This window comes from Enterobacter sp. CFEC122 (assembly GCF_052983755.1).
On the sequence record NZ_JBRIQR010000017.1, the window covers coordinates 93,783 to 109,202 of the forward strand.

Annotated in this window: 15 protein-coding genes, 7 tRNA genes and 1 other RNA gene; 9 read left to right on the forward strand and 14 right to left on the reverse strand. The window is 54.2% G+C overall.

Annotation, left to right across the window (positions count from 1 at the left end; genetic code table 11):
- Positions 1-12: 12 nt before the first annotated feature.
- The gene (gene cysZ, locus ACVCAM_RS13895; RefSeq protein ID WP_025912776.1) at positions 13-774 is read right to left on the reverse strand and encodes a sulfate transporter CysZ; all 762 of its coding nucleotides are present in this window, start codon (positions 772-774) and stop codon (positions 13-15) included.
- A 230-nt stretch (positions 775-1,004) separates the two neighbouring features.
- Here cysZ and zipA point away from each other — a divergent pair, with 230 nt between their 5' ends.
- The 3 genes from zipA (at position 1,005) to ACVCAM_RS13910 (ending at position 4,290) form a co-directional block, all read left to right on the forward strand.
- Entirely contained in the window at positions 1,005-1,988 is a 984-nt protein-coding gene (gene zipA / locus ACVCAM_RS13900; protein ID WP_407223539.1) for a cell division protein ZipA, read from the forward strand.
- Between the two features lie 69 nt (positions 1,989-2,057).
- Positions 2,058-4,073 carry an NAD-dependent DNA ligase LigA gene (gene ligA, locus ACVCAM_RS13905; protein WP_025912774.1) on the forward strand — a complete coding sequence of 672 codons (2,016 nt, stop codon included), beginning with the start codon at positions 2,058-2,060 and terminating at the stop codon, positions 4,071-4,073.
- Position 4,074: 1 nt separating this feature from the next.
- Entirely contained in the window at positions 4,075-4,290 is a 216-nt protein-coding gene (locus ACVCAM_RS13910; RefSeq protein ID WP_008501599.1) for a DUF3820 family protein, read from the forward strand.
- On the opposite strand, the gene ACVCAM_RS13915 is transcribed toward ACVCAM_RS13910, so the two are convergent.
- Positions 4,287-5,282 carry a bile acid:sodium symporter family protein gene (locus tag ACVCAM_RS13915; RefSeq protein ID WP_008501598.1) on the reverse strand — a complete coding sequence of 332 codons (996 nt, stop codon included), beginning with the start codon at positions 5,280-5,282 and terminating at the stop codon, positions 4,287-4,289. The two genes, ACVCAM_RS13910 and ACVCAM_RS13915, sit on opposite strands and share 4 nt — an antisense overlap.
- An 89-nt stretch (positions 5,283-5,371) precedes the next feature.
- Here ACVCAM_RS13915 and ACVCAM_RS13920 point away from each other — a divergent pair, with 89 nt between their 5' ends.
- On the forward strand, positions 5,372-6,313 hold the full coding sequence (locus tag ACVCAM_RS13920) for a LysR family transcriptional regulator (RefSeq protein WP_008501597.1): 942 nt from the start codon (positions 5,372-5,374) through the stop codon (positions 6,311-6,313).
- Here the strand turns inward: ACVCAM_RS13920 and ACVCAM_RS13925 are convergent.
- From ACVCAM_RS13925 to ACVCAM_RS13950, 6 genes are all read right to left on the reverse strand, one after another.
- The gene (locus ACVCAM_RS13925) at positions 6,304-6,642 is read right to left on the reverse strand and encodes a FlxA-like family protein (RefSeq protein WP_025912773.1); all 339 of its coding nucleotides are present in this window, start codon (positions 6,640-6,642) and stop codon (positions 6,304-6,306) included. The two genes, ACVCAM_RS13920 and ACVCAM_RS13925, sit on opposite strands and share 10 nt — an antisense overlap.
- Before the next feature lie 126 nt (positions 6,643-6,768).
- Positions 6,769-6,897, reverse strand: a non-coding RNA gene (locus ACVCAM_RS13930) — RtT sRNA.
- Positions 6,898-6,923: 26 nt separating this feature from the next.
- Positions 6,924-6,999, reverse strand: a tRNA-Lys gene (locus ACVCAM_RS13935).
- A gap of 4 nt (positions 7,000-7,003) precedes the next feature.
- A tRNA-Val gene (locus ACVCAM_RS13940) sits at positions 7,004-7,079 on the reverse strand.
- A 29-nt stretch (positions 7,080-7,108) separates the two neighbouring features.
- Positions 7,109-7,184, reverse strand: a tRNA-Val gene (locus tag ACVCAM_RS13945).
- 41 nt (positions 7,185-7,225) lie between these two features.
- Positions 7,226-7,301: transfer RNA gene (locus ACVCAM_RS13950), tRNA-Val, on the reverse strand.
- A gap of 258 nt (positions 7,302-7,559) precedes the next feature.
- On the opposite strand from ACVCAM_RS13950, the gene gltX reads away from it, so the two are divergent.
- A complete protein-coding gene (gltX, locus tag ACVCAM_RS13955; protein ID WP_023294239.1) occupies positions 7,560-8,975 on the forward strand; it encodes a glutamate--tRNA ligase in 1,416 nt (471 codons plus the stop codon).
- A 44-nt stretch (positions 8,976-9,019) separates the two neighbouring features.
- Here gltX and ACVCAM_RS13960 read toward each other — a convergent pair whose 3' ends face one another.
- Positions 9,020-9,412, reverse strand: coding sequence for a YfeC-like transcriptional regulator (locus ACVCAM_RS13960; protein ID WP_008501594.1), 393 nt, complete (start codon positions 9,410-9,412; stop codon positions 9,020-9,022).
- A gap of 1 nt (position 9,413) precedes the next feature.
- Entirely contained in the window at positions 9,414-9,776 is a 363-nt protein-coding gene (locus tag ACVCAM_RS13965) for a YfeC-like transcriptional regulator (protein ID WP_008501593.1), read from the reverse strand.
- A gap of 217 nt (positions 9,777-9,993) precedes the next feature.
- Between ACVCAM_RS13965 and ACVCAM_RS13970 the strand changes: the two genes are divergently transcribed.
- The 3 genes from ACVCAM_RS13970 to ACVCAM_RS13980 all read left to right on the forward strand — a co-directional run bounded on the left by ACVCAM_RS13970 (position 9,994) and on the right by ACVCAM_RS13980 (position 12,591).
- A tRNA-Ala gene (locus tag ACVCAM_RS13970) sits at positions 9,994-10,069 on the forward strand.
- A 41-nt stretch (positions 10,070-10,110) separates the two neighbouring features.
- Positions 10,111-10,186: transfer RNA gene (locus ACVCAM_RS13975), tRNA-Ala, on the forward strand.
- Between the two features lie 215 nt (positions 10,187-10,401).
- The gene (locus ACVCAM_RS13980) at positions 10,402-12,591 is read left to right on the forward strand and encodes a sensor domain-containing phosphodiesterase (protein WP_407223538.1); all 2,190 of its coding nucleotides are present in this window, start codon (positions 10,402-10,404) and stop codon (positions 12,589-12,591) included.
- Positions 12,592-12,635: 44 nt separating this feature from the next.
- Here ACVCAM_RS13980 and ACVCAM_RS13985 read toward each other — a convergent pair whose 3' ends face one another.
- The 4 genes from ACVCAM_RS13985 to ACVCAM_RS14000 form a co-directional block, all read right to left on the reverse strand.
- Positions 12,636-13,823, reverse strand: coding sequence for a NupC/NupG family nucleoside CNT transporter (locus ACVCAM_RS13985; RefSeq protein ID WP_008501591.1), 1,188 nt, complete (start codon positions 13,821-13,823; stop codon positions 12,636-12,638).
- A 408-nt stretch (positions 13,824-14,231) separates the two neighbouring features.
- Positions 14,232-14,621: a hypothetical protein gene (locus tag ACVCAM_RS13990; RefSeq protein WP_154816488.1), complete on the reverse strand. Its 390-nt coding sequence runs from the start codon at positions 14,619-14,621 to the stop codon at positions 14,232-14,234.
- Between the two features lie 72 nt (positions 14,622-14,693).
- Positions 14,694-15,026: a hypothetical protein gene (locus ACVCAM_RS13995; protein WP_154816489.1), complete on the reverse strand. Its 333-nt coding sequence runs from the start codon at positions 15,024-15,026 to the stop codon at positions 14,694-14,696.
- 154 nt (positions 15,027-15,180) lie between these two features.
- Positions 15,181-15,296: transfer RNA gene (locus ACVCAM_RS14000), tRNA-Met, on the reverse strand.
- On the opposite strand from ACVCAM_RS14000, the gene ACVCAM_RS14005 reads away from it, so the two are divergent.
- Entirely contained in the window at positions 15,264-15,410 is a 147-nt protein-coding gene (locus ACVCAM_RS14005) for a manganese transporter (protein WP_148639726.1), read from the forward strand. The genes ACVCAM_RS14000 and ACVCAM_RS14005 overlap by 33 nt on opposite strands.
- Positions 15,411-15,420: the final 10 nt, after the last annotated feature.

Consider the following 15,420-nt stretch of genomic DNA (forward strand, 5'->3'; position numbering starts at 1 on the left):
CACATTTTTGCATTATTTCCATAACGCGTGCTTAGCACGGTAGCAGTCGACCCACATGGCGGTCGCGCCGCAAACGGCAACCGGCATGATGAACAGATTCAGGAACGGAATCATGGTGAACAGGCTGGTCAGCGCGCCAAACTGCATATTGGCGATCTTCTGGCTGCGCAGGGCGGTGCGCATCTCTCTAAACGGCACCTTGTGGTTATCGAACGGATAGTCGCAGTACTGGATGGCCAGCATCCAGGCGCTGAACAGGAACCACAGCACCGGTGCCACCGTCTGGCCAATGCCGGGCACAAAATAGAGGATAAGCAGCACAACCGCGCGGGGCAGGTACCAGGCAAACTTCTGCCATTCACGCTTCATAATGCGAGGGAGGTCTTTCATGATCCCCACGATGCCCGTGTCCGGCGGTGTTGCGCCGGTAAGGCGCGCTTCCAGCTGTTCCGCCAGCAAACCGTTAAACGGCGCGGCTATCCAGTTGGCAATCGTCGAGAAGAAGTAGCCAAATACCAGCAAAACGGAGATCACCGCTACCGGCCAGAGCAGGTAGTTAAGCCACTGCAGCCAGTCCGGCACGTAGCTCATCAGCGATGGGATCCAGCTTTCCAGTTTTGTGAACAGCCACCAGAACGCGCCCCCCATCAGAATAATGTTGATCAACAGCGGCAGAATGACGAAGCGTCGAATACCCGGCAGGGAGACCAGTTTCCAGCCCTGAGAAAAATACCAGACGCCGCTGCGCGGGGGAGAAGAAGATGTTGAAACCATAGCCAGGCTGTACTCCTTTTTACACAACCAGTGGAATTGCCCGCCTATATTATCCACTTACGGACCAATGACCAGTTCGGAAATGTTCGAAAAACCAGCAAAAAGCACGATTTCCTTCATCTTTATGCTGTGAATGCTCTGCACACACTTGCACTTGACGTAAACGGCAAATACTCTTAGTGAGTAAATGTTTGCCGTGGTGGCAAGGTGTTAGAACAACAGAGAATATAATGATGCAGGATTTGCGTCTGATATTAATCATTGTTGGCGCGATCGCCATAATCGCTTTACTGGTACATGGTTTCTGGACCAGCCGTAAAGAGCGTTCCTCGATGTTTCGCGATCGCCCACTGAAGCGCATGAAGTCCAGTCGTGACGACGATTACAGTGAAGATGACATCGATGGAAGCGACGATGACGGCGTGGGTGAAGTTCGTGTTCATCGGGTCAATACTGCGCCCGGCGTAGGCCATGGGGAGCATGAAGCACCTCGTCCTTCGCAGCACCAGTATCAACCGCCGTATGCTTCTGCACAGCCGCGCCAGCCAGCGCCACAGCCTGTGGAAGAACCGGTGCGCCAGCCGCCGCAAAAGCCTGTGTATCAGCAGCCTGCTGCGCCACAGCCGGTTCAACAACAACCCGTGCAGCAGCCTGTGCAACAGCAGCCTGCGCAACCGGTACATCAACCGCAGCAGCCTGTTCATGTTCAACCTGCGCCGCAGCCCGCTCCTGCCCCGCACGTTGAGCCTGAGCCCGTTGTAGAGCCAGAGCCGGTTGTTGAAAAAACGCAGCGTAAAGAAGCGGTGATCATCATGAACGTGGCCGCCCATCACGGCAGCCATCTGAACGGTGACGTACTGCTGAACAGTATTCAACAGGCCGGCTTCAAGTTTGGTGATATGAATATCTTCCATCGTCACCTGAGCCCGGACGGTAGCGGCCCGGCGCTATTCAGCCTGGCCAATATGGTTAACCCTGGCACATTCGACCCAGAAATGACGGGCGATTTCGTGACGCCGGGTGTCACTATCTTTATGCAGGTGCCGTCCTACGGCGACGAACTGCAAAACTTTAAGCTGATGCTGCAATCCGCTCAGCACATCGCTGACGAAGTGGGTGGTGTGGTGCTCGACGATCAGCGTCGCATGATGACCCCGCAGAAGCTGCGTGAGTATCAGGACCGCATCCGCGAAGTTAAGGAAGCCAACGCGTAACCGACGCGTTATCTTCAACTCCTCCTCAACCCCCGCATGTCGGGGGTTTTTTCTCATTGATGGTGTGATATGGACTCAATCGAACAACAACTCACTGAACTGCGAACCACGCTTCGCCATCATGAATATCTCTATCATGTTATGGACGCGCCGGAAGTCCCGGATGCTGAGTATGACCGCCTGATGCGCGAGCTGCGCGAATTAGAGGCGCAGCATCCTGAACTCATTACACCGGATTCCCCCACCCAGCGCGTCGGCGCTGAGCCGCTGGGCGCTTTCAGCCAGGTGCGTCATGAAGTACCGATGCTTTCGCTGGATAACGTCTTCGATGAAGAGAGCTTTCTCGCGTTTAACAAGCGCGTGCAGGATCGCCTGAAAAGCAGCGACGCTCTCACCTGGTGCTGCGAACTGAAGCTGGATGGCCTGGCGGTCAGTCTTCTCTATGAAAACGGCGTGCTGGTGCGTGCCGCGACGCGTGGCGACGGTACGACGGGCGAAGACATCACTACCAACGTGCGTACCATCCGCGCGATCCCGCTGAAGCTGCAGGGTGACAATATTCCTGCACGTCTGGAAGTGCGCGGCGAGGTGTTTCTGCCCCAGGCGGGCTTCGAGAAAATTAACGAAGAGGCACGTCGCACCGGCGGTAAGGTGTTTGCTAACCCGCGTAACGCGGCGGCGGGCTCGCTGCGCCAGCTTGATCCGCGCATCACCGCGAAGCGACCGCTTACGTTCTTCTGCTACGGCGTCGGTATTCTGGAGGGCGGCGAGCTGCCGGATACCCATCTCGGGCGTCTGCTGCAGTTTAAGGCGTGGGGCCTGCCGGTGAGCAACCGCGTTCAGCTCTGCGACTCGCCGGAAGCGGTGCTGGCGTTCTACCACAAGGTGGAAGCGGACCGTCCGACGCTCGGCTTTGATATTGATGGCGTGGTCATCAAGGTGAACTCGCTGGCGCTGCAGGAGCAGCTGGGCTTTGTGGCGCGCGCGCCGCGCTGGGCGGTGGCGTTTAAGTTCCCGGCCCAGGAGCAGATGACCTTCGTCCGCGACGTGGAGTTCCAGGTGGGACGTACAGGGGCCATTACCCCGGTCGCTCGTCTGGAGCCCGTACAGGTGGCCGGCGTGCTGGTGAGTAACGCCACGCTGCATAACGCCGATGAAATCGACCGCCTGGGTCTGCGTATTGGTGACAAAGTGGTAATTCGCCGCGCGGGGGACGTGATCCCGCAGGTGGTTAACGTCGTGGAGTCAGAGCGTCCTGACGATACGCGCGAGGTTGTCTTCCCGACCCATTGCCCGGTGTGCGGCTCGGACGTCGAGCGCGTAGAAGGTGAAGCGGTGGCGCGCTGTACGGGCGGCTTAATCTGTGGCGCGCAGCGTAAAGAGTCACTGAAGCACTTCGTCTCCCGTCGCGCAATGGACGTTGACGGCATGGGCGACAAGATTATCGATCAGCTGGTTGAGAAAGAGTACGTCCACACGCCAGCGGATCTCTTCAGGCTGACCGCAGGTAAACTAACCGGTCTGGATCGCATGGGGCCAAAGTCAGCCCAGAACGTGGTTAACGCGCTGGAAGCGGCAAAAGAGACCACCTTCGCCCGTTTCCTTTATGCGCTGGGCATTCGTGAAGTGGGTGAAGCGACGGCAGCAGGGCTGGCAGCGTACTTTGGTACGCTGGAGGCGCTGGAAAAGGCAAGCATCGACGAACTGCAGAAAGTCCCGGATGTCGGCATCGTCGTCGCCACGCATGTCTTTAACTTCTTTGCTGAAGAGAGCAACCGCGAGGTCATCGGCCAACTGCTGGCAGAGGGCATCAAATGGCCTGCGCCGGTCGTCGTCAACGCCGAAGAGATCGACAGCCCGTTCGCCGGTAAAACGGTGGTGCTGACCGGCAGCCTGAGCCAGCTATCCCGTGATGATGCAAAGGCACGTCTGGTGGCGCTGGGAGCCAAAGTGGCGGGCAGCGTGTCGAAGAAAACCGACCTGGTGATCGCCGGGGAGGCCGCCGGTTCGAAGCTGGCGAAAGCCCAGGAGCTGGGGATTGAGGTTATCGACGAAGCGGAAATGATGCGTCTGTTAGGAGAGTAACGTGGAGAAAGAGCAGCTCGTTGAGATCGCCAATACGGAGATGCCGTTCGGTAAATACAAGGGCCGCAGGCTGATTGATTTGCCGGAGGAGTATCTCCTGTGGTTTGCCCGTAAGGATGAATTCCCGGCAGGGCGACTGGGCGAGCTGATGGCTATCGCGTTACTGATCAAAACCGAGGGGCTGACCCAGCTGGTGCAGCCCCTGAAACGTCCTTAAGCCTTTGCGGCGCGGGTCCCTTCCTGCGCCAGTTTTTCCGTCTGGCGCTTGTAGCGACGCGCCAGCACCGCGCAGACCATCAGCTGGATCTGATGGAAAATCATTAGCGGCAGTACCATCATTCCAATCACCGAGGTCGGGAACAGAATGTTGGCCATCGGGATACCGTTTGCCAGACTCTTCTTCGAACCGCAGAACACAATCGTAATTTCATCCGCTTTGTTGAAGCCGCACTTGCGTGCCACAAAGACGTTTACTGCAATGACAATTGCCAGCAGGATGAGGCTGACCACCACGATAAAGAGCAGCGAACCAGCGCCCACCTTATGCCAGATCCCGTTCACGACCGCTTCGCTGAAGGCGGAATAGACCACCAGCAGGATCGACGACTGGTCGGTTTTTGAAATCCATTTCTTGTGCTTTGCCACAAATGCGCCCGTCCACGGACGCGAGAGATGCCCCAGCACAAACGGCAGCAGCAGCTGCAAACAGATTTTGCCGACCTGCTCAAGGTTACCTTCCGCGCCGTGCATGTTCATCAGCAGGCCCACCAGCAGCGGGGAGACGAAAATCCCCAGCAGGCTGGATGCCGATGCCGAGCAGACGGCGGCCGCAACGTTCCCTCCCGCCAGAGAGGTAAAGGCAATGGCGGATTGCACGGTAGCCGGCAGAATACAGAGATACAGAAAACCGGTATAGAGCGCCGGGTCGACGTTAACCGGTGCCCACCAGGCAAACAGCACGCCGAGGATCGGGAAGAGAATGAACGTGCTGCACATCACCCAGAGGTGCAGCCGCCAGTGGCTCCCCCCTGCGATAATCGCTTCACGGGACAGCTTCGCGCCGTGCATAAAAAACAGCAGTGCGATGGCGGCCGTCGTCAGCCCTTCAAAGAACGGAACGAACCCGCCGCGAGCGGGAAAGAACGAGGCCAGTAAAACGGTAACGACCAGGGTGAGCGTAAACGGATCAACAATACGAAATAGTTTCATAATGACTCCTGAAAACAGATGTCGCTATTGTGCTTTTTTCCATTTGAGAAATAAAATTGATTTATTGCATCCATTCATGAATTAAACAGATGAATTATTCTTTACGCCAGCTCCGCATTTTCGTTACCGTCGCCAATGCCCGCAGCTTTAGCCGGGCAGGGGAGATGATTGGCCTGAGCCAGTCGGCGGTCAGCCACAGCGTGAAAGAACTGGAAAATCAGACCGGCGTCCGGTTGCTTGACCGCACCACGCGCGAAGTGGTGTTGACCGAAGCCGGGCAGCAGCTTGCTCTTCGCCTTGAACGGCTGCTGGATGAGCTGAACAGCACGCTCAGAGACGTGGGGAGGCTGGGGCAGCAGCTTTCGGGTACCGTGCGGGTCGCGGCCAGCCAGACGATATCTGCACACCTTATCCCGCAGTGTATTGCCGAGGGGAACCATCGCTACCCGGACATTGACTTTGTGCTGCATGATCGGCCACAGCAGTGGGTACTGGAGAGCATCCGCCAGGGTGATGTCGATTTTGGTATTGTTATCGATCCCGGCCAGGTGAGCGATCTGGAGTGCGAAAGCGTACTTTCGGAGCCCTTTTTGCTGCTCTGCCGTGACGACGATCCGCTGGCCGCGTTGCCTGACGTCAGGTGGCAGTCACTGCAGGGCGCAAATCTGGTTTTACAAGATTATGCCTCGGGCAGCCGCCCGCTGATTGATTCCGCGCTGATGAATCAGGGAGTAAAGGCAGCGATCGTGCAAGAGATTGGCCACCCGGCAACGCTGTTTCCCATGGTGGAAGCCGGGATCGGCATCAGCGTGTTGCCCGCCCTGGCGCTTCCCCTGCCTCAGGGGAGTCGACTTGCCGTGAAGCGGTTGACGCCCGTTGTCGAACGAAAGCTAATGCTGGTGCGGCGAAAAAATCGTTCACTCTCGGGGGCGGCGCAGGCTATCTGGGAAGTGGTGCGTATCCAGGCACAGCGATTGACCGAGGCCCGCATACGCGATCCACTTTTTAACGCTTCAGAAGATCAGATGTAGATATCAATCTGATTATTATCTGATGGGCTATTCACACCTTCCACTTTGCCCAATTTTTGATCCTGCTTTTTCTGGGCCTCTTCGGCCTGCTGGCGCTGCAGTGCGGCGAGCTGCGCCTGCAGCACTTTGATCTGGGTCTGAATCAGTTCCTGCTGCTTTTTCTTTTCATCCGTGCTGCCGGGACTGTTCGCCAGCTCTTTTAGCTGCTGAGTTAGCTTTTTGATCTTATCGAGAATGCGGCTGATTTGCGCGGCGATATCGTTACTGCTGGAAGTACCGCTCCCGCCGCTGGTTTGAATAGGTTGGGTTGATGCCTGAATGGTCGTCATACTTTTTCCTCGCGTTATAAAACAGAGGTATCGGCACCGACGGGATTAGCTTGAGGAAAATGCGGCAGGTTCACATTTTTTATATCGCAGATAGCAAAAAAGCGCCTTTAGGGCGCTTTTTTACATTGGTGGGTCGTGCAGGATGACTCGCTTCGCTCGCCCTTCGGGCCGTCGCCGTAAACGGCTCCGGTGCCTCACTGCGTTCGGCTCGAACCTGCTGCAGGTTCGAATCATCCAGATCGCAGATAGCAAAAAAGCGCCTTTAGGGCGCTTTTTTACATTGGTGGGTCGTGCAGGATTCGAACCTGCGACCAATTGATTAAAAGTCAACTGCTCTACCAACTGAGCTAACGACCCGAAATGGTGGGCGATGACGGGCTCGAACCGCCGACCCCCTCCGTGTAAAGGAGATGCTCTACCAACTGAGCTAATCGCCCATTTCGGAACTGCTGCGATAAGGTGAGAATGGTGGGCGATGACGGGCTCGAACCGCCGACCCCCTCCGTGTAAAGGAGATGCTCTACCAACTGAGCTAATCGCCCAATCTCAATCCTTATCTACACTGCGAGTCTACCGAAGTAGATGGTGGGTGATGACGGGCTCGAACCGCCGACCCCCTCCGTGTAAAGGAGATGCTCTACCAACTGAGCTAATCACCCCCGCTGTGTGGAGTCGCATTATAGGGAGAGTTGAAAATGAGTCAACGCATTTTCTAAAGTTTTTATTCGTTCGTCGTAAAATTAAGCAAAACGATCGCGAAATGGGCAGTGGCGCATGATTTCTAAACAAAAATCGCAAACTCGGGCCCGATTCAGGGAACAACATTGAGGAATCGCCGCACAGTGATAGAATATTGCCCATTGTTTTTTCCCCAGGATTTGCCGATTACCGGCATCTTTATAACGTAAGGCCATTTCATGAAAATCAAAACTCGCTTCGCGCCGAGCCCGACAGGCTATCTGCACGTCGGTGGTGCACGTACCGCTCTCTATTCCTGGCTTTTCGCACGCCACAACAAAGGTGAGTTCGTGCTGCGTATTGAAGACACCGATCTTGAGCGCTCCACGCCAGAAGCAATTGAAGCCATTATGGATGGGATGAACTGGCTGAACCTGGAATGGGATGAAGGTCCCTACTTCCAGACCAAACGCTTTGACCGCTATAACGCCGTCATTGATGAGATGCTGGTCGCGGGCACGGCGTATAAGTGCTACTGCTCCAAAGAGCGTCTGGATGCGCTGCGTGAAGAGCAGATGGCGAACGGTGAAAAGCCGCGTTATGACGGCCGCTGCCGCCACGACCACAGCGAGCATGCTGCAGATGAGCCTTGCGTTGTGCGTTTTGCTAACCCGCAAGAGGGGTCTGTGATCTTTGACGATCAGATCCGTGGCCCGATCGAATTCAGCAACCAGGAGCTCGACGATCTGATCATCCGTCGTACCGATGGTTCTCCAACCTACAACTTCTGCGTCGTGGTTGACGACTGGGATATGGAAATTACCCACGTTGTGCGCGGTGAAGACCATATCAACAACACGCCACGTCAGATCAACATCCTGAAGGCGCTGAACGCCCCTGTGCCTGTTTATGCGCACGTCTCCATGATCAACGGCGACGACGGGAAAAAGCTGTCTAAACGTCACGGGGCGGTGAGCGTGATGCAGTATCGCGACGACGGCTATCTGCCAGAAGCGCTGCTGAACTATCTGGTGCGTCTGGGCTGGGCTCACGGTGACCAGGAGATCTTCAGCCGCGAAGAGATGATCGAACTGTTCTCTCTCAGCTCTGTCAGCAAATCCGCCAGCGCGTTCAACACCGACAAGCTCCTGTGGCTGAACCATCACTACATCAATACCATGCCGCCAGAATATGTGGCGACGTATCTGCAGTGGCACATTGAGCAGGCAAATATTGATACCCGCACAGGCCCTGAGCTGGCGGATCTGGTGAAACTGCTCGGCGAGCGCTGCAAAACGCTGAAAGAGATTGCTGAAAGCTGCCGCTACTTCTATGAAGAGTTTGATGCGTTTGATGCGGACGCCGCGAAGAAACACCTTCGCCCGGTTGCGCGTCAGCCGCTGGAAGTGGTGCGTGACAAGCTGGCTGCCATTACCGAGTGGACCGCAGAGAATGTGCATCACGCCATTCAGGCGACGGCGGACGAGCTGGAAGTCGGCATGGGTAAAGTCGGTATGCCACTGCGCGTTGCGGTGACCGGTGCGGGTCAGTCTCCGGCGCTGGACGTAACGGTTCATGCTATCGGCAAATCACGCAGCGTAGCGCGCATTAACAAGGCTCTGGACTTTATCGCTGAACGAGAAAATCAGCAGTAATAACGTCTCAGATAAAACAAACGGCAGGGGAACCTGCCGTTTTTTTATGCTTCTTCTTCTGCAATACCCAGACGCTTAAGAAAGCCGTGAATGCCTTCGCGCTTCAGGAAGGTGTCCAGACGCTTCTGCTCTGCTGCAGTCATACTCTCCAGCGTCTCAATTATGCCCGGAAACAGGTTTGCAGAGGGGGCATTGTAGGCGGAGGTGGCCTCCGCGAGATGGTAAACTGCCTGACGGTTGCGAATCGCCGGGAGACTCATGATATGTTCCTTCACGCGCGCATCGATATGAATGAGCCGCGCGCGGCCGCCTTTCACGCCGTTGAGTCCTTCTGTTTTCCAGCCCTGCTGGCGAATCCAGCGATTAACCGTTTGCCTGGCAACGCCCAAACTCTCCGCCAGCTCTTCCGTGGTCATTTTGCTCCGTAATTTTTTCATATCAGTCCCGATCGCGAATCCCTAAACGTTGCAACAATCCGGTGATCCCTTCCCGCAGTAACAGCGATGTCATCTGTTTCTGCTCTTCCGGTGTCATTTCATCAGCCAGCGTCAGGAGTAGGGTGTGAAGCGAACTGTTATGGCTGGTACCTTCTGCCATATCGGACGTTTCGCTTGCCCGACGTGCGCTGCGGATAAAGTCGCGGACTTTTTCGTTCACATGTACCAGTCGCGCTTTCCCGCCCTGAACGCCAGGTTTTGGTGACGTAATCCAACCCTCTTTGCGTACCCATTTATTGATGGTCTGTCGGCTATAGCCAGTGAGCAGGGCTAACTCTTCTGGCGTCATTCGTTCCTTGATCATGCAATTTCCTGAATATCAGTGGGGTTAATTAACGGCTCATTTTATAGCACCGTTTTACATGAAAACGTGACAGGCTTAACTCCTGATTACGAGCACGCTCGCAAAGTGATTCATTTGCATGATTTTTCGGCGATCGAACGGCGGTCATTGATTTTGCCGTTGACACTCCGCAGCGGAATTCATATTATGCCGCCCGTCAACATGACAGCTTTACGATGGGGCTATAGCTCAGCTGGGAGAGCGCTTGCATGGCATGCAAGAGGTCAGCGGTTCGATCCCGCTTAGCTCCACCAAACTCTGAACCCAACAGAGTGCGGTCAGTAAAGTCATATGTGGGGCTATAGCTCAGCTGGGAGAGCGCTTGCATGGCATGCAAGAGGTCAGCGGTTCGATCCCGCTTAGCTCCACCAAAATTGTAAACCCTCGTCAAATGACGAGGGTTTTTTTTATCTGTTTGTAACGCCCGCCACTGGTTTTTGTTATCAAAAAGAAGGTATTCCCATACCTCACCTCAATCGAAATCAATAAACGTGTCTATAAATAGACTTGAACTTGATTCGTGCAATTAATAAACCTATTATCCATCCGGTCAATGATTCAGACGGATAATATACTCATCAGCTTAATGAATAGAAAAACGTACAATAATGTAAAGATATTTATAATTGCCCTGACACTTTGTCTGATTGCGGTACCTGTCTCCCGTTATCTCTCTCCACGCGCAATTGTTAATGGTCATGACGTTTATTTAGCATGGCTGCCGCTCAGCGTGATGCTGGCGGTAATTCTGCTATTTGGGCGCAGGGCTATTTTTCCCATTTTGTTAGGTTTTACTGTCACTAATTTATTCTATATTAATTTAGCGCCGCTACAATATTCAGTTTTGCTGTTCTGTCAGACCTTTGCGTTGTTCGCGGCCTGCGGTCTGCTACGCCTCATGCTGGGCAAGCGCTGGCGCCACTCCATCCCTAACAAGCACATCGGGCTACGTATATTCTGGCTCGGTTTTATTGTGCCATTTGGTATTAAGCTGTCGATGTATATGGCAGGCTATTTGTTTGATTTTCCGGTGACTATCTCAACCTATTTCGGCGAAGGAACGGTAATTTATAATGTTGTGGATATTCAAAGCCTGATATGCGCGGGGCTGATTTTTACCATGATGTTCTATTACCCATTAAGAATGATAATTAATCCTCGTTATGCCGTCACCTTCTGGCGGCGAAGCGTGAAGCCCGTGTTTTATCACAAGAATCCATTATATATTTTTGTCTGGCTGATGCTTTTAGGCGCCATTCTCATCATTTTATGTGGTCCTTTTGAATCACCGGTCATTGCGGGCTATTTGATGCCGCTGATTTTTATTCTTTTTACCCTGGCAATAAGCCGCCTGACCTATGCGTTGATTTCTCTGCTCTGGGCCACCTCAGCGCTCCTGCTGTTGACCTACAACTACAACTTCCTTAACGGGGTCGAATCGGGCCATTCACTCTCCTTTATCCTCTCCGTGCTGATCTCTTTCGCTATCTGCTTGCTTTACATGTCGCGCATTTACCAGCGCAGCGAGTGGCTGAAGCGGGGCTGGCAGGGCAGGGCGCTTACCGATCCCCTTACCGGTTTGCCCAATATTCGTGCGCTGGAAGATTATCTTGAGATTCACCCGGATGCCAAAGTGTGCATTCTGCGCATGGATAACCTGGAGTTTTTGAGCCGCCACTACGGGATTATCATGCGGGTCCACTGCAAACGTACGATCGCCACGTCGCTACAGCCACTTTTGCAGAAAGATGAGACGCTCTTCCAGCTTCCGGGAAGCGAACTGGTGCTGGTATTACTGGGGCCGGGAACCGCCGAGCGGCTCCAGCATATGGTCGATCGGCTGAACAGCCGTAAGATTTTCTGGAACAACACCGGGCTGGATATTGAATTTGGCGCATCCTGGGGAATGGTCGAAAACGGCGAAAAGCTGCATCACACGCTGGGACAGCTGAGCTGGCTGGCAGAGCAGGCCTGCGGAGAGCAAAACGTTCTCGCGCTCACGAATAGCCTTGAGGCGGCATCAGGACAAACGACAGAGCGTGTCCTGATGCTGGCGCGGATTAAGCATGCCCTTGAGGCGGGGCAGTTCCATTTATACGCGCAACCGATCCAGAAGGCGGACGGGAGCGGGTATTACGAAATCCTGGCGCGTATGGAGAGCGAGGGCGAGATCTTCACCCCTGACCGCTTTATTCCGCTGATTGCCCAGTTCAACCTCAGCCATCGGTTTGATATGTGCATTATGGAGAAATTACTGCTGTGGCTGCGCGATCACCCTTCAACACAGGCTGGCACCCGTTTCTCCGTCAATCTGATGCCGCTCACGCTGATGCAAAAAGAGGTGGCGACTGAGATTTGCGCGCTGTTTGAACGGTACGGCGTGGCACCTCAGGCCGTCGTGATTGAGATCACCGAGGAGCAGGCTTTTTCAAATTCAGGCACAAGTATCAACAATATTCAGCAGCTGCGGGATTACGGTTTCCGAATTGCCATAGATGATTTTGGTACTGGCTACGCCAACTACGAGCGCCTCAGACGCCTGCAGGCGGACATCATTAAAATTGACGGCTGCTTTGTGAAAGACATTTGTACAGACGACATGGATGCAATGATCGTCCAGTCGATGTGTAATCTGGCGAAGGCGAAATCGCTGTGCGTCGTCGCGGAATACGTCGAAACGCCGGCCCAGCGGGAGATGCTGCTTTGCTTTGGTGTGGATTACCTGCAGGGATACCTGATAGGCAAACCCAAACCGCTGGAAGAATTGCGGGCATAAAAAAACCGGGAGCCTGGCTCCCGGTTTTTGTTTAACGGTAAACGTTACAGAACCAGTGCCGCGATAGATGCGGACAGGACGCTCACCAGCGTAGAGCCGTAAACCAGCTTCAGGCCAAAGCGAGAAACCACGTTACCCTGCTCTTCGTTCAGACCCTTAATCGCACCGGCGATGATACCGATAGACGAGAAGTTCGCGAAGGAGACCAGGAACACGGAGAGAATACCTTCCGCGCGTGGAGAAAGCGTGCTGGCAATTTTCTGCAGATCCATCATCGCAACGAATTCGTTAGAAACCAGTTTGGTTGCCATGATACTGCCCACCTGCAGCGCTTCGTGAGCCGGAACACCCATCACCCATGCAACAGGGTAGAAGATGTAGCCCAGAATGCCCTGGAAGGAGATACCCAGCACCGCGGCGAACAGGGCGTTCAGTGCAGAAATCAGCGCAATGAAGCCGATCAGCATGGCGGCAACGATAATCGCGACTTTGAAACCGGCCAGGATGTATTCACCCAGCATTTCGAAGAAGCTCTGGCCTTCGTGCAGGTTAGACATCTGGATGTTCTCTTCGCTGGCGTCAACGCGGTACGGGTTGATCAGCGACAGAACGATAAAGGTGCTGAACATGTTCAGTACCAGCGCAGCCACCACGTATTTTGGTTCCAGCATGGTCATATACGCGCCCACGATAGACATGGAAACGGTAGACATTGCGGTTGCCGCCATGGTGTACATGCGGTTGCGGGACATCTTGCCGAGAATATCTTTATACGCGATGAAGTTCTCAGACTGACCGAGGATCAGGGAACTGACGGCGTTGAAGGATTCCAGCTTACCCATGCCGTTCACTTTGGATAACAGGAAACCAATTCCACGAATCACGAACGGCAGAACGCGGATGTGCTGCAGAATACCGATCAGCGCGGAGATGAAGACGATAGGGCAGAGAACCTTCAGGAAGAAGAACGCCAGACCTTCGTCGTTCATTTTACCGAAGACAAAGTTGGTCCCTTCATTGGCGAATCCGAGCAGTTTTTCGAACATTTCGGAGAAGCCTTTCACGAAGCCGAGGCCTACGTTGGAGTTCAGGAAGAACCACGCAAGTAAAACTTCAATGACCAGCAGTTGGACAACATAACGAATACGAATTTTTTTGCGGTCTGTGCTGACCAGCAATGCGAGTGCAGTAACGACAACAAGTGCCAGGACAAAATGAAGGACGCGGTCCATATTTGCTCCAAATATGAGGCAGGTTTAATTTTCGTGCACATTCTATGTAACAAGCGAAAAGAAAACGAGATCGAGGACACACTATAGTTACATCCTGTGACGAGTCTCAAAAATAGTGATCCACAATACATTTTTGTTATGTTAGGTAAATGAGTGAAAAGTTAAGTTTGTGTGCTAGTCTTCACAAAAGCATGCGCGATTTCAGTTTCAGTTAGATCGCCCCACTTACCCGCCCGTCTATCGTTCAAAGCTATCAGAGAAATCACTGCAAACTTCATAAATGATCTTGATAATCATTCTCATTTTGATAGCATTAAACATAGCAAAGGCTATATTTCAGAGGCAGAAATGACAAACAGTCGCGTAGAGGGTAGCAGTGGCAGAGCAGCGCGCAAGTTGCGGTTCGCATTAATGGGACCTGCGTTCATCGCTGCCATTGGTTATATCGATCCAGGTAACTTTGCGACCAATATTCAGGCCGGGGCCAGCTTCGGCTATAAGCTGCTCTGGGTGGTCGTCTGGGCAAACCTGATGGCAATGCTGATTCAGATGCTCTCCGCAAAGCTGGGGATTGCGACGGGCAAAAACCTGGCGGAGCAAATTCGCGACCATTATCCGCGTCCCGCGGTCTGGCTCTACTGGGTTCAGGCTGAAATCATCGCCATGGCCACTGACCTTGCTGAATTTATCGGCGCAGCGATCGGCTTTAAGCTGATTCTGGGTGTGTCGCTGTTGCAGGGGGCGGTCCTCACCGGGATTGCCACGTTCCTGATCCTGATGCTGCAGCGTCGGGGTCAAAAGCCGCTGGAGAAGGTCATTGGCGGTCTGCTGCTGTTTGTCGCGGCGGCCTATATCGTTGAGCTAATCTTCTCACAGCCGAATCTGGCGCAGCTCGGTAAAGGAATGGCGATCCCAAGCCTGCCGACCTCGGAAGCGGTGTTCCTGGCCGCCGGGGTGCTGGGGGCGACCATCATGCCGCATGTGATCTATCTCCACTCCTCGCTGACTCAGCATCTCCACGGTGGGACGCGTAAAGAACGTTACTCCGCCACCAAGTGGGACGTGGCGATCGCCATGACCATCGCGGGGTTTGTCAATCTGGCGATGATGGCTACTGCAGCCGCAGCTTTCCACTTTAACGGTCATACCGGTATTGCCGATCTCGACCAGGCGTATCTCACGCTGGAGCCGTTGCTGAGCCATGCTGCCGCCACGATATTTGGCCTTAGCCTGGTGGCTGCTGGTCTCTCTTCTACGGTGGTGGGCACGCTGGCAGGCCAGGTGGTGATGCAGGGGTTTGTCCGGTTCCATATTCCGCTGTGGGTTCGTCGTTCCGTCACCATGCTGCCGTCATTTGTGGTGATTCTGATGGGACTCGACCCAACGCGAATTCTGGTCATGAGCCAGGTGCTGCTGAGTTTTGGTATTGCGCTGGCGCTGGTGCCGCTGCTGATCTTTACCAGCAACAAAACCCTGATGGGCGAGCTGGTCAACTCAACGCTGGTGAAACGAACCGGGTGGGCCATCGTGGTGGTGGTCGTGGCGCTGAACCTGTGGTTGTTAGTGGGAACCGCGCTGGGTCTTTAACAAAAAAGGA

Coding starts and splice junctions, on each gene's coding strand:
- ACVCAM_RS13965 (WP_008501593.1), bottom strand. CDS start 9,776: ATGATCAAGGAACGAATGACGCCAGAAGAGTTAGCCCTGCTCACTGGC.
- ligA (WP_025912774.1), top strand. CDS start 2,058: ATGGACTCAATCGAACAACAACTCACTGAACTGCGAACCACGCTTCGC.
- ACVCAM_RS13920 (WP_008501597.1), top strand. CDS start 5,372: ATGAATTATTCTTTACGCCAGCTCCGCATTTTCGTTACCGTCGCCAAT.
- ACVCAM_RS13985 (WP_008501591.1), bottom strand. CDS start 13,823: ATGGACCGCGTCCTTCATTTTGTCCTGGCACTTGTTGTCGTTACTGCA.
- ACVCAM_RS13925 (WP_025912773.1), bottom strand. CDS start 6,642: ATGACGACCATTCAGGCATCAACCCAACCTATTCAAACCAGCGGCGGG.
- ACVCAM_RS13915 (WP_008501598.1), bottom strand. CDS start 5,282: ATGAAACTATTTCGTATTGTTGATCCGTTTACGCTCACCCTGGTCGTT.
- ACVCAM_RS13980 (WP_407223538.1), top strand. CDS start 10,402: ATGAATAGAAAAACGTACAATAATGTAAAGATATTTATAATTGCCCTG.
- gltX (WP_023294239.1), top strand. CDS start 7,560: ATGAAAATCAAAACTCGCTTCGCGCCGAGCCCGACAGGCTATCTGCAC.
- zipA (WP_407223539.1), top strand. CDS start 1,005: ATGATGCAGGATTTGCGTCTGATATTAATCATTGTTGGCGCGATCGCC.
- ACVCAM_RS13995 (WP_154816489.1), bottom strand. CDS start 15,026: ATGGCTCAGCAACGGCTCCAGCGTGAGATACGCCTGGTCGAGATCGGC.
- ACVCAM_RS13960 (WP_008501594.1), bottom strand. CDS start 9,412: ATGAAAAAATTACGGAGCAAAATGACCACGGAAGAGCTGGCGGAGAGT.
- cysZ (WP_025912776.1), bottom strand. CDS start 774: ATGGTTTCAACATCTTCTTCTCCCCCGCGCAGCGGCGTCTGGTATTTT.